A 12,875-nucleotide genomic window follows, 5' to 3' on the forward strand; every position below is an offset into this window, starting at 1 on the left:
GGGACGGGGACTGAGGGAGTGGCGATGGGGGGAGTGGGGACGGGGGGAGTCGGGAGAGGGGCTGGGGGAGGCGTGAGGGGCAGAAGCGGAATCTGGCCCAGCAACACCGGGTCCAGCTCACCCGTGGCCTGGAGCAGTTGCAACGCGGCCAGTTCCACTGCCGCCGCCTGAGCGTCGATGGCGTTCTGCGCCTGCGTTACGCCCAGTGCGGCCTGCTCGATGTCCAGCGGCGTGGCCAGTCCGGCGTCCACGCGGGCGCGGGCGCTGGCAAACGCGGTCTGGGCGCGGGTCAGCGCGGTCTGAAGGCTGGTCAGCCCTCCCACCTCGTCCTGATAGTCCGACAGGCGGGTACGGACGTCGAGGTCCACGCCCTGCCGCGCGCTGCTCAGGCCCAGTTGCGCCTGCTGCACGCCCTGGCTGGCCTGCGCCAGTTCCCCGGCCCCCGCGCCGCCCAGCAGGGTGTAGGTGCCGCTCAGCGACAGCGCCACCCCGCTGGGAATCTCGCCCGTGTCCTTCAGCGGAAGGCTGACCTGCACGCCCAGCACGCCGGTTCTGGAATTCAGACTGCCGCTGACGGTGCGGCCCGCGTTGCCCTTGGCGTCGCTGAGCTGCCCGGCGCGCACGCCAGCGGTCAGGTCCGGCAGGCGGGCGTCGCGCTGTGCGGCTGCCAGGGCGGCCTGAGCGTCGGCCAGCGCGGCCTCGGCCTTCGCGATTTCCGGGCGGGCGCTCAGGGCGCGTGACAGCAGGGTATTCAGATCACTGGAGGGGGCCAGATTGGGCAGGCTGCCGAAGCTGCTCAGATCGCCCGGCAGCGCCAGCGGACGCCCCAGCACGCGGGTCAGTTGCGCCGCCGCCAGATTCACGCCGCGCACCGCCTTATCCCGCGCTGCCTGGGCCGATTCCAGCGCCGATTGCCGCTCCAGCACCGCCTCTGCGGTGATCAGGTTCTGGGTGCGTTGCTCATCGGCCACCGCCCGCAGGCGGACACTCAGGGCCAGTTGCGCGTCGGCCTGGGCTACCCCGGTCACGGCGCTGCGCGCCCCGGCAAACGCCTGCGCGGCCTGGATGGTCAGCGTGGCGCGGCTGTTGCGCAGGTCCACCGCCGCCGCCGCCAGCGCGCGTTCGGCGCTGCGGACCGCTTCGCGGGCGGGGGACCACGGCAGCACGTTCAAGGCGGCGCTCACGTTCAGCGTGGTGCTGCCCTGCCATTCGCCCGTGTCCCAGGGCACCCTGGTCAGGTTGCCGTCGGCCCCCACGCTCAGGCTCAACCCTGCGCGGGTGCGGGCGCTGTCCAGCGCGAGTTGCGCGGCGCGGTACGTCAGGTCCGCCGACTGCCAGCCCGGAGACCCACGCAGCAGTGCCAGCACATCGTTCAGCGTGAACGGCGCGGTCTGGACCTGGGCCGGGTCAGCCGAGGTCTGTTGCAGCGGGGGCGGCGTGGGTGCGGTTGGAGCTGGCGGAGTTGGAGTGGGCGCAGTCGGTGCCGGTGCAGGGGGCGGCGCGGTCTGCGCGTGGCCTGCGCCCAGCAGTCCCAGGCTCAGGAGCGCCGAGAGAAAAAGGGTGGGGAAACGTCGTGTCATGGGGTGAACCTCGGAACAGGGGCGGAGAACATCAGATTCGGCGTGTGGGGTTTCTTGTGCAGAGTTTCTAGAGTGGCCACTTACTTTCGGGCAAGATGCTACACCCTCGCCCCAGGTCCGGGCCACCGTCCAAAGGTGGAGGCAGGCCAGAAAAAGACACGGTCACGGCGAAAGCCCCGGCCACAGCAGGTCCAGCAGCCCGCGCACGAAGCGCCCGGCGTCCATCGGCTCGCGCCCGGTCTGGTTCATCATGTGTTCCTGATGCACGTAGGTGGTCAGCGCGCCTAGAATGGTCAGGGCCGTGACCTCGGCGTCCAGCGGGCGCACCCGGCCCAACCCCAGCTCGGCGCGCAGGTAACGGGCCAGCACCTCCGCGTCCTGGCGCACCGGATTGCCCAGCCGCTCCAGAATGCGGTTGTGTTCGGGATCGTGCCCGCGTGACAGCACCGTCATCAGGTTGGGAATGATCGCGGCAGCCTCCCCCAGAAATTCCATGAACGCCTGTTCCAGATTGACCCGGACCTCGCCCTGCCCCAGCCGCTCCAGCAGATTCGCGCGCCAGTGGGCGTAATCGTGCAGGCCCACTGCCGCCTCGAACAGGTCCTCCTTGCTGGCGTACCTCTTGAACAGCGTGCCCTCCGAGATCCCGGCGCGGCGGGCGATCTCGGCGGTGGTGGCGGCAAATCCCTGCTCCAGAAAGACCTCACGGGCCGCCTCCACGATCTGCTCGTCGGTAATGGTGCGGGGACGGGCCATAAGTGAGGTTCTACTGCATTAACTCTGGAACCTACCGTGAAGGTGGTTACGCAATGCCGGAGAACTTGACAGCCCAACCCAGTTGGCGCAATGTATAGGAACACGATAGAGCAACCCAATACAGGGCAATTCAATACAGGGATACTCAATACGGAGCAGCCCAATACACAGGAGGCCCAGCCATGTCCACCGCACCGCCCACCCCGCCCGACGCCAATCTTCTGCGCGGTCACCTCGATCTGATCCTGCTGAGCATCATCCAGGGACCGCCCAAATACGGCCTGGAGATCAGCAAACTGGCCCAGACCGCCACCGACGGCTACTTTGACCTGAAGGTGGGCAGCCTGTACCCGGCGCTGCACCGACTGGAAAAGGCGGGCTTTGTTCGCAGCGAATTTACCAGCGGCCCACGCAGCGGCAATCAGGTCAAGGCGTACACCCTGACCGAGAGTGGTGGACGTGAGCTGAACACCCGCCGCGCCGAATTCCAGACCTTCACGCAGCAACTGGGCAAGCTGTGGACCCTGACCGGAGGCATGACATGAACCAGACGGAACAGTACGTCAGGCAGGCCACGCGCGGGCTGTGGGGCCGGGCGCAGCGTGAATTGCGGACCGAACTGGAAGGCCACATTGCCGAGCGCTGCCAGGAATTCCGGCTCTCGGGCCTGAGCGCCGCCGAAGCTGAACGCCAGACCCTGCGCGAGTTGGGCGCACCTGTGCAGGTCAGCAGGGGCATGCTGGACGTGTATACCGCTCCGGCGTTGGGCAAGGCAGGAGTGCTGAGTGCGCTGCTGGCCACCGCTGTCTTTTCCGCGTTGCCGCAGGGGCTGGCGCAGGTCACCAGCATTTACGGCAGCTTTCCGATGACCGGACCGACCAGTTATCTGGACTTTGAGCAGTTGAAAGCCGCCATCGAGAAGGCAGGCGGTCAGGTTGACGGGTCAGCCAGCAACGCCATCATTGCCCTCCCCGGCGCGGTGGTGGGCATGAACGGCCTGAGCGAGTCGGACTGGCCGGGTATCTCGGTGGCCCGGAACGGCAAGACCTACTATCAGACCGACGCGCTCCTCTATAGCCTGCTGAGCAGCAAACTGGACGTGCGGATCAGCGGCTGGACCAACCCGGTCGTGAATGCTGACGGCGCGAAAATTGCCATTGAAACCAGCGACTGGCAGACCATCAACTGGCTCTATGCCAGTACCCTCAGAATGTCTTTTTCAATGCCCAGGGACGATCTCAACACCCCCTATGCCCTGATCGAACCAGAAAGTTTAACAGGACGGCTCAATTTCAAGGGTGCATTTCAGAAGGCTGCGGTTTACGCGCTGGTCATCCCCAAACTGGTGAGCTGGACGGGAATGGACGCGAAGGGCCAGCCTGTAGGTGGCTTTCTCAATCTCCTGAATACCACCGCCCAGGCCCAGGCGGGAAGTGTTCAATTTCATGTGCCCCCGGACTTCAAGGATTACAAACTGTATTCCAACCCCAGCGAGTTTCAGAAGGCCCTTGAGCCGTACCAGCAATTGGTGACCGCGCCTGTTGCCCAGTGGAACGCCCAGCACCCTGCCCCCGTCCTGCTCCTGAAGCTTAGCGGACACTTCGGGCCGGATGCTTACACCATCGTTTCGCCCGGATCGGTGAAGAAGCAGCCCTGAGCGGTCCTGAGATTTACAGGGGAAGAGGCGAGTGGGCTTCCCTCGTGGCAGTCACCCCTGCTGGCCGCTGTACCGCAAGAAACGCACAATCTCCTGGCCGGTTCCGCAGGACTACAGTGGCGGCATGAAGATAGGCATTCTGGGAGCTGGACACATCGGTCAGGCGCTGGCGCGGTTGCTGGCGGAGGCCGGGCACGACGTCGGGATCAGCAACTCACGCGGCCCGGACACGTTGCGGGACCTCGCCGGGCGTCTGGGTCACGGTGTCACGGCCTACAGCAGCGAGGACGCCGCACGCTTCGGCGAACTGATTATCGAGACCGTCCCCTTCGGCCATTACAACGACCTGCCCACCGCCCAGATGAACGGCAAGATCGTGATCGACACCGCCAACTATTACCCCGAGCGGGACGGCAAGATCGACCTGGGCGGCCTGTCCGAGAGCGCCTTCATGGCCCGGCATCTGGGGAGCGCGCGCGTGGTCAAGGCGTTCAACGCCATCGCGTCGGCGGACCTGGAAAGCCAGGGAGACGCCAGCAAGGCCCTGGATCAGCGCCGCGCCATTCTCATCGCCAGTGACGACGCGGAGGCCAAAGCCGTGGTCAGCGGATTGATCGAGGCCATCGGCTTTGTGGCGGTGGACAACGGTGATCTGGAGCAGAGCAAAAACCAGCAGCCCGGAACGCCGATTTACGGCCAGGACGCGACAGCCCAGCAGGCGCGCGAGGTGCTGGGGCTGTAGAGCAGTTGCTGAAAAAATTGCTCCACGGCGCGAAGTCGGGGCGTCTTCAATGACAGTTCGCGATCCATTCCCGGAGCAACCTCATGCCAATGTCGACACATTGATCGTCGCTCCGTCTTCGTCGAAGATGGCTCACCACCGACGAAAACGGGCAAGTCTCACACCTGCAAATCCAGCCGCCTGACTTCTGATCCAGCGAAACGCTCAATGCCCAGCGGCGAGACATCTATAAACGGTGTCTCGCCCGTTGCGATCTGTGCAATTACGCGGCCCGTGGCGGCGGCCTGCATCACGCCATGCCCGGAAAAACCGCAGGCATTGAGCCAGCCGTCCACGTCCGGCATCCGGCCCACCACAGGAAAGCCGTCCGGCGTGAGTTCGTAGTAGCCCCACCAACTGGCTTTGCGGTCCAGCGAGGCCTCGCTCAGCCACGGCCAGCGCTCCAGCGCCAGGGTCAGCGTCGGTTCCAGCCAGTCCCAGTTCAGGCCCTCTCGCCAGCCGGTGTCGCCGGGGTCCGCCCGTCCGAAGATCAGGCGTTCGCCCTCCGAGCGCAGGTAGACGCCGCTGGTCAGGTCAAAGGTCATGGGAACGGGGCGGGGCAGTGTCAGCGGGCCAGTGCTGAAGACCATGCGGCGGGCGGGGTGAACAGGAATTTCAAGGCCCGCCAGCTTGCCTATCTCGCCAGACCAGGCCCCGGCAGCATTGAGGAGTTGAGGCGCTTCAAATGTGCCGCCCGGCGTTTGCACCTGCCAGACCTCGCCCAACCGCTCAATCACCGTGACGGGCGTGTCCAGCACCACCCGCGCCCCGGCCTCGCGCGCCAGCCGCACGTATTCGTGGTTGAGGCTGTGGGCGTCCACCTTGCCGTCGGTGGGGCAGAAGCTGCACCCGCCCAGGCCAGCCGTGTCGAAGGCGGCGTATTGCTGTGCCTCGTCAGGGGTCAGGGCTTCGGACGGAATGCCCAGACTCTGTTGCAGGGCCACCGCCTCCCGGTGTTCTGCCCAGCCTGCCTCCGGGATCAGCATCAGGTAGCCCTCGGCACGGTAGCCCGACTGCGGCATGGTGGCGTATTCGGCGATGCTCTCGCGCGACAGCAGGATGTTGGTGGCGTTGTTGAACTGCGCCCGCACGCCCGCCACGCTGCGCCCTGTGGAGCCGCTGGCGGGGCGATCTTTGTCCAGCACCACCACCCTCAGGCCACGCTGGGCTAGTCGGTACGCACTCGCCGCACCGATAATTCCAGCGCCAATCACGATGATGTCCGCCGTGTGATTCATTGCAGATCAGCCTCAATCTCGGGGAATCCCTCCACTGGATAGGTGTCTACATTGGCCGAGCGCTGCTGCACCAGCACGCCGCCGTCCACGCTGATGAACTGCCCCGTGATGTACGAGGCGTCGTCGGAGGCCAGGAACAGCGCCGCCCCGGTCATGTCCTCGGCCACGCCGTAGCGGCCCAATGGCACGGTCTTCTCGCGTTCGCGCAACTCGGATTCGGTCAGGCCGTAGGTGTTGATGAAGCCCGGCACCACACCGCAGACGCGAATGCCGTATGGCGCGAGGTCCAGGGCCATAGAGCGGGTCATGGCCTCGATGCCGCCTTTCGTGGCGTCGTAGGCCACATTGCCCCGGTGGGCGCGGGTTCCGCCGCCGGAGGAGGTGGTCAGGATCACGCCTTTCCGCCGCCGCGCCATGATGCCCGCCGCACGGTGAGAGCAGAGAAACACGCTCTTGAGGTTAACTTTCTGAATCCGGTCCCACCACGCCTCGTCCGCTTCCAGAAAGTGACGGGTGGTGTCAATTAAAGCGGCGTTGTTGTACAGCACATCCACGTATCCCAATTCGGCTTCCACCCTGCCGAACATGGCGTCCACCTGCGCGGCGTCGGACACGTCGGCGGCGGCGGCCAGAGCAGAGCCGCCCGCCGCCGTGATCTCGTCCACCACCGATTGCACCATGTCAGGCCTGATGTCGTTGACGGCGACATTCGCGCCCTCGGAGGCGAAGCGCAGGGCCACCGCCCGCCCGATGCCGCCGCCCGCACCCGTGATGAGAACGGTTTTGCCAGTAAAACGTTGGGGATGGGTCATATTTTTTCTCCTATGGGTGAAGCCTGGGCGTCCAGAAACCAGCGCCGCGCCCAGTCCTCCGGCGTGCCAGTCGTATCGGGGCGCAGAGAAACGAGCTGACCGGGCCGCAACTGCGCCGCCAGCGGCAAATCCTGGGGGTGGACGACAGCGGGCTTGTGATAGCCGCCGATGCGCCCCCGGTCTGAGAGCAGGATGATCGGCTCCCCGGCAGGCGTGACCTGCACGGCCCCGGGCGGGGTGGCCTCGCTGGTGACCTGCCCGCCCGGCACCTGTGGCCCGCCCAGGCGCAGGCCCATGCGGTCTGATCCCGCCACGCGGAAGGGGGCGCGGCCCAGGGCGTTCAATGCTTCCAGCGAGGCCTGTGGGCCGGGCAGCAGGCGCAGGGTAATGTGTTCGGGCAAAGTGAGTGGCAGGTTGGCAAAACCTGGCATGGCCTCCTGCACCCCCGCCAGTCCCAGCAGGTCGCCCGCCCGCAGTGGCCGCCCCACCCGGCCAATCAGGTCCGTGCTGCAACTGCCCAGGAACGGCGCACCTTCAAAGCCGCCTGCCACGGCCAGATACGCCCGTGCGCCCGTCTGGGTAGAGGAAAAGCGCAACGTCTCACCCCTCCGAAGCCGGAATCCTCGCTGCATCGGCCCACTTTCGGGGCGCATTCCGAAGCCGGCCACGCCCACCATCAGGTCACGCAGGGCGGTCAGCACCGGGCCTTTCAGGGTCAGCTCCAGCAGCGGCGCGTCAGGCGCATTGCCCACCAGTCCGTTGGCGAAGTGGGCCGAACGCGTGTCCATTGGTCCACTGCGGGCCAGCCCGACTTGCGCCTGATACGGGCGTCCCGCGTCCATCAGCAGGTCCAGCAAACCGGGTTTCTCTACCCTGAACGCGGGCAACCGGGGTGTGGCGGGCCACGTCTCGCGCACCGTGGGAAGGGGCGGCGTCTGGCCTTCCGAGGGCCGAAACCGCACCCGGTCTCCCGGCGCAATCAGGAAGGGTTCGGCACGGTTCGGGTCATAAATGGTGTCCAGCGCCGTGCCCAGCAGATTCCAGCCCCCAGGCGAGGACAGCGGGTACACGCAGGTCTGGGCATTGGCGATGGCAACGGCATTCGGCGGCACGGTGGCGCGTGGGGTAGAGCGGCGCGGCAGCCTCAGAACTTCACTGACCTCGCCCAGAAAGGGGAAGCCGGGGGTAAAGCCCACCGCGTAGACGTGGTATTCGGAACCCGAATGCAGTCGGATTACCTCCGCTTCGCTCAGGCCGGTGCGTTCCGCGACATCGGGCAGGTCGGGGCCGTCATAGCGGACGGGGAGTTCAATCAACCGGCCCTCGGCTCCCACCGGGTCTTCAAAACTGGCCAGATGCCGCGCCACCCAGTCACGCACCACTGCGCCGGAGACCAGCGCCTCGTCATATTCCACGAACAGGTTGACGTAACCGGGACCGAGATCGGTCACGCCCGGCAGCCAGTCCGCCCTCAGCGCCCGGTGAAAATTGTGCAGGCGGGCGTTCTGACGCAGGTCCAATTCCTGTGAGAACTGGACGTAAAAGCCGGTGGGATGGGCGGGCCGCTGCATTCAGGGCAGCCCGGCGAAGGAGCGCACTTCCACGCCCGCATTCTCCAGCGCCTCACGCACGGCCAGGGCGATCTGCACGGCGTTGGGGTTGTCGCCGTGAATGCACAGCGAATCCACTTCAAACTCAAAGAATCCCCCGTCTATCGCCTCAATTCGCCCCTGCGTCGCCATCATCACGGCGCGGCGGGCGGCCTCGGCGGGGTCATGAATGCTGGAACCGGGCATGGAACGCGGGGCCAGCCGTCCATCCTGCAAATAGGCGCGTTCGGGAAAGGTTTCCAGCACCACCGGAACACCCAGGTTACGGGCTTCTGTTTCCAGCAGGGTGGCGGGCAGGACCATCAGTGGCAGGGCCGGGTCAAAATCACGGGTGGCCTGGGCAATCGCCGCCGCCGTGGGCGCGTGTGTCCAGGCGCGGGTAGAGAGTGCGCCGTGGGCCTTGACGTGTTGCAAGGGAACCCCAGCAGCCCTGGCCATCCCCGCCAGCGCCGAGATCTGATACAGCGTGTCGGCATAGACCTGATCGGGGGCAGCCTCCATGATGCGTCGCCCGAAACCTGGAAGGTCTGGATAGCTGGGATGTGCGCCAATGCCCAGGCTATGCCTTCTGGCCAGTGCCACTGTTCCCTGCATGGTCAGCGGATCGCCCGCGTGGAAGCCACAGGCGATATTCACGCTGCTCAGCAGGGGAAACAGATTCGCGTCGTCGCCCAGCGTCCACGCTCCGTAGGACTCGCCCGCGTCGGCGTTGAGGTCAATGGATGTGCGCGTCATGCGGTCAGGCTAGCGGAAAAGAACAGCAGGTGGCGCGTTTATGCCAGTTCCTTGACCCGTACCTTCTCCAGAGCCGCCAGCACGTCCTGCACCAGATCGTCCGGGTCTTCAATGCCCACGCTCATGCGGACCAGACCTGGCGTAACGCCCTGGCGCAGCAGGGTTTCCTCGCCCAGCAGGGCATGGGTGGTGCTGGCGGGGTGGCAGGTCAGGCTCTCCACGTCGCCCAGGCTAACGGCCTGCGTGAACAGTTTCAGGCTATTCAGGAAGGTCATGGCCGCCCCCATATCGCCCAGATCAATGCTGACCAGTCCGCCGAAAGCACGCATCTGCCGCGCGGCAATCTCGTGGCCGGGATGGTCTTTGAGACCGGGGTAATACAGGGCCTTGATTGCCGGGTGGCCCTGCAAGGCGTCTGCCAGTGCCGCAGCCCCGGCGCAGTGGGCCTCCATCCGCAGGGGCAGCGTTTTCATGCCGCGCAGGAACAGGTAGCCCTCGAATGGCCCCAGCGACGCGCCGATGTGCCGCAGTCCGACGCCGCGCAACTCGGCCAGCACGTCCGCAGGTCCGGCCACCACACCGCCGATGGCGTCGCCATGCCCGCCCAGGTATTTGGTGGCACTGTGCATCACCAGATCAAAACCGTGTTCGATGGGCCGCGTCAGGTACGGCGTGCTGAAGGTGCTGTCGGCCACCGTCAGCGCCCCCACGGTTTTCGCAGCCCGTGCCACCCGCGCCAGATCAAGGATGCCCAGACGCGGATTGGTGGGCGTTTCCAGCCAGACCATCCGGGTCTTCGGGGTTAATTTGCTTTCCAGATCGGCCTCGTCGTGCGCCTCGTGGACGGTCACGCCGAATTTGCCCGCAACTTCCAGCAGGAAGCCTTCCGTACCGCCGTAAAGGGGAGCCAGAAAAACAACCTCATCGCCTGGCCCCAGCAGCGTCATGGCAATGGCCGACACTGCGCCCATGCCGCTGGCGAAGGCCACGGCGTCCTGCGCGCCCTCCAGATCGGCCAGTTTTTCCTCAAAGGCGCGGACGGTGGGATTGGTCACGCGCGAGTAGAAATAGCCGCTTTCCTCGCCCGCAAACAGGCGCTGACCGCGCTCGGCGCTGCCATAGGCGAAGGTGCTGGTGGCGTAGATCGGCGTGGCGTGCGCGCCCGTGGCCGGGTCGATGCCCTGCCCCGCGTGGACGGCGCGCGTGCGAAAGCCGCGTGAATCTGAGTTGGACATACGATTACTGTACGCCATGCTGCCTAACGGGCGTTCGTTAGGGGTGGACGGGGAGAGGGCTGTTGCTCAGTGTTTGGGGTGGCTGCCACGGTTAAACCCCTCCGCCCCTCCGGGGCACCTCCCCTTAGAAGGGAGGCAGGAGTTTTTCCGCCTGGCACGGCCTTCTGCGCTCCTAGGCTCCCTTTTGAGGGGAGCTGGCTGCGAAGCAGACTGAGGGGTTTCTTTTAGCCCGCTAAGCTATGCCCCATGCTGCCCACCCTGGCCGAGTTGCTGACCCTCCCGGCTTTCGCGGGCGCGGAGGTCAGGAGTGGTCACGCCCGACTGGGGCAACCGATCACCTGGGTTCATGTCTCCGAGATCAGTGATGCGGCCCGTTTTCTCAGCGGCGGGGAACTGCTGCTCAGCACGGGGACGCCGCTGATCGGGGAGGATGCGGGGGCTTATGTCCGCTCGCTGGCCGTTGGCGGGGCACACGGGCTGGCATTGGAGCTGGTGCGCGAGGTGCGTGAACTCCCACTGGCAGCGCTGGACGCGGCCCAGCAGTCCAACTTCCCGCTCCTCGTCTTCCGGCAGGAGGTGAACTTCGCCGAGCTGACGCGCGCAGCCCACGCCCGGATTCTCAGGCCGCCCGCCGCCGCTTCCCCGCCCTCGCTGGCCCCACTGACCGACGCCCTGAACGAGACGGGCCGCGCTGCCGACTTCGTGGCCTCGCATCTGGGCGCGGTGCTGGCGCTGCCGCCGCGCCCGCGCCTGACCCTGCTGGATACACTGAGCGCGCTGCTGGCGTGCAATTTCAACGTGGCCGAATCCGCCCGCACTCTGGGCGTGCGCCGTCAGACGGTGTATTACCGCCTGGAACAGTTGCGGGCCATGCTGGGTGATCTGGACGATCCCCAGCGGCAACTGGGGCTGCTGCTGGCGCTGGAGCTATCCAGAGGTTCCTGAGAACGCCGTTTTTTGGACACCCTGTCTCTTGAGTCCGGCGCGGTGAAAGGAGGACAATAGCCCCAGCATCCCGCTCCACAACTCTTGCCCGGAGGTTCGTCCATGACCAGCACCGAAGAGCGCCCATCCGTACCTGAACCCGTCGCCTCTGCCCATGACATAGCGCAGCAAAACCGCAACTACACCATGTTCTCGTGGTCCGTGCAGGGCGGGCCGCTGCCGCCCGTGATGACCGGGGGCAAGGGCAGTCACTTCTACGACGGCGACGGCCAGTCCTGGCTCGATTTTTCCAGCCAGTTGATCAACCTGAACATCGGCCACCAGCACCCGCGCATGCTGGAGGCTATCAAGAAACAGGTGGATACCATGTGCTTCGCCGGGCCATCCTTTGCCACCGAGCCGCGCGGCAAGCTGGGGCAGAAGCTGGCCGAGGTCACCGGGCTGGCCAAGACCTTCTTTACCCTGGGCGGCAGCGAGGCCAACGAGAACGCCATCAAGATCGCCCGGCTGGTCACGGGCCGCGACAAGATCATCACCCGTTACCGCAGTTACCACGGCGCGACGATGGGCAGCATGACCGCTTCCGGTGATCCGCGCCGCTGGCCGGTGGAGCCGGGAGTGCCGGGCGTGGTGCGCGCCTTTGACCCGTACTGCTACCGCTGCCCTTTTGGCAAGACGCCGGATTCGTGTGGCCGCGAATGCGTGTCGCACATTGACGAGATCATTCAGATGGAGGGGCCGGACAGCATCGCCGCGATTCTGGTCGAGGGCATCACGGGCAGCAACGGCCTGCTGGTGCCGCCCGACGACTACTACCTCAAACTCCGCGCGCTGTGCGACAAGTACGGCATCCTACTGATCACCGATGAAGTAATGAGCGGCTTCGGGCGCACCGGCAAATGGCTGGCAACGCAGCACTACGGCATCAAGCCCGACATCGTGACCTGTGCCAAGGGCCTGACGAGCGGATACATGCCGCTGGGCGCGTGCATCGTCAGCCAGCCCATCGCCGATTACTTCGACACGCACATGCTGTGGGGCGGCCTGACCTACAGCGGCCACCCGGTCTGCTGCGCCGCCGCCGTGGAGAATCTGGCGATCTACGAGGACGAGGGGCTGTTCGAGAACGCGCTGGAGTTGGGCGCATACCTGGGGCAAAGGCTGGAGGCCATGAAAGCCAGATACGCCTGCGTGGGCGACGTGCGCTACAAGGGCCTGTTTTCCGTGCTGGAGCTGGTCAAGGACAAGGCGACGAAGGAACCGCTGGCCCCGTTCGGCGGCACCTCACCGGAAATGGGCCAACTGGCCGCGCACCTGCGCAGTAAGCACGTCTATGCCTACAGCCGCTTCAACTTCCTGTGGGTCTGCCCGCCGCTGGTGGTCACGAAAGAGGAACTGGACGCTGGCCTGGATGTGTATGAGGAGGCGCTGGCGCTGGTGGATGCGACGCTGGCTGGGGCTGTAGCGGCGGATTAAATAAGTTCGCTCCGCTCACCACCCCCCAGCCGCTACGCGGCGGCCCCCCA

The 12,875-nt window shown here is 65.9% G+C and carries 12 protein-coding genes; 5 read left to right on the top strand and 7 right to left on the bottom strand.

Going from position 1 to position 12,875, the window contains the following annotated elements; all coding sequences use genetic code 11:
• Together BOO71_RS21565 and BOO71_RS21570 are read right to left on the bottom strand one after the other, a co-directional pair.
• A partial coding sequence (locus BOO71_RS21565; protein WP_075835937.1) for a TolC family protein occupies nt 1-1,580 on the bottom strand: 1,580 nt, incomplete at its 3' end.
• Between the two features lie 162 nt (nt 1,581-1,742).
• Nucleotides 1,743-2,336, bottom strand: coding sequence for a TetR/AcrR family transcriptional regulator (locus BOO71_RS21570; protein WP_075835939.1), 594 nt, complete (start codon nt 2,334-2,336; stop codon nt 1,743-1,745).
• Between the two features lie 182 nt (nt 2,337-2,518).
• Here BOO71_RS21570 and BOO71_RS21575 point away from each other — a divergent pair, with 182 nt between their 5' ends.
• The 3 genes from BOO71_RS21575 to BOO71_RS21585 all read left to right on the top strand — a co-directional run bounded on the left by BOO71_RS21575 (nt 2,519) and on the right by BOO71_RS21585 (nt 4,735).
• Entirely contained in the window at nt 2,519-2,881 is a 363-nt protein-coding gene (locus BOO71_RS21575; RefSeq protein ID WP_075835941.1) for a PadR family transcriptional regulator, read from the top strand.
• Nucleotides 2,878-3,993, top strand: a complete 1,116-nt coding sequence (locus BOO71_RS21580) for a permease prefix domain 1-containing protein (RefSeq protein ID WP_075835943.1) — start codon at nt 2,878-2,880, stop codon at nt 3,991-3,993. The genes BOO71_RS21575 and BOO71_RS21580 overlap by 4 nt, the downstream gene beginning before the upstream one ends.
• Before the next feature lie 124 nt (nt 3,994-4,117).
• Entirely contained in the window at nt 4,118-4,735 is a 618-nt protein-coding gene (locus BOO71_RS21585) for an NADPH-dependent F420 reductase (RefSeq protein ID WP_075836007.1), read from the top strand.
• Nucleotides 4,736-4,893: 158 nt separating this feature from the next.
• Here BOO71_RS21585 and BOO71_RS21590 read toward each other — a convergent pair whose 3' ends face one another.
• From BOO71_RS21590 to BOO71_RS21610, 5 genes are read right to left on the bottom strand one after another with little or no spacing between them, the layout of a single operon-like run.
• Nucleotides 4,894-6,012, bottom strand: a complete 1,119-nt coding sequence (locus BOO71_RS21590) for an NAD(P)/FAD-dependent oxidoreductase (protein ID WP_075835945.1) — start codon at nt 6,010-6,012, stop codon at nt 4,894-4,896.
• A complete protein-coding gene (locus BOO71_RS21595; protein WP_075835947.1) occupies nt 6,009-6,824 on the bottom strand; it encodes an SDR family NAD(P)-dependent oxidoreductase in 816 nt (271 codons plus the stop codon). The genes BOO71_RS21590 and BOO71_RS21595 overlap by 4 nt, the downstream gene beginning before the upstream one ends.
• Nucleotides 6,821-8,395 (bottom strand): 5-oxoprolinase subunit PxpB, encoded by a 1,575-nt coding sequence (gene pxpB, locus BOO71_RS21600; RefSeq protein WP_075835949.1) that lies wholly within the window; start codon nt 8,393-8,395, stop codon nt 6,821-6,823. Before pxpB ends, BOO71_RS21595 begins: the two co-directional genes overlap by 4 nt.
• On the bottom strand, nt 8,396-9,169 hold the full coding sequence (locus BOO71_RS21605; protein ID WP_075835951.1) for a LamB/YcsF family protein: 774 nt from the start codon (nt 9,167-9,169) through the stop codon (nt 8,396-8,398).
• 38 nt (nt 9,170-9,207) lie between these two features.
• On the bottom strand, nt 9,208-10,404 hold the full coding sequence (locus tag BOO71_RS21610; protein ID WP_075835952.1) for a trans-sulfuration enzyme family protein: 1,197 nt from the start codon (nt 10,402-10,404) through the stop codon (nt 9,208-9,210).
• A 246-nt stretch (nt 10,405-10,650) separates the two neighbouring features.
• On the opposite strand from BOO71_RS21610, the gene BOO71_RS21615 reads away from it, so the two are divergent.
• On the top strand, nt 10,651-11,349 hold the full coding sequence (locus BOO71_RS21615; protein ID WP_075835954.1) for a PucR family transcriptional regulator: 699 nt from the start codon (nt 10,651-10,653) through the stop codon (nt 11,347-11,349).
• Nucleotides 11,350-11,451: 102 nt separating this feature from the next.
• Nucleotides 11,452-12,825: an aminotransferase class III-fold pyridoxal phosphate-dependent enzyme gene (locus BOO71_RS21620; RefSeq protein ID WP_075835956.1), complete on the top strand. Its 1,374-nt coding sequence runs from the start codon at nt 11,452-11,454 to the stop codon at nt 12,823-12,825.
• The last annotated feature ends 50 nt before the right edge of the window (nt 12,826-12,875 follow it).

This window comes from Deinococcus marmoris (assembly GCF_001949125.1).
Lineage (GTDB): Bacteria > Deinococcota > Deinococci > Deinococcales > Deinococcaceae > Deinococcus > Deinococcus marmoris_A.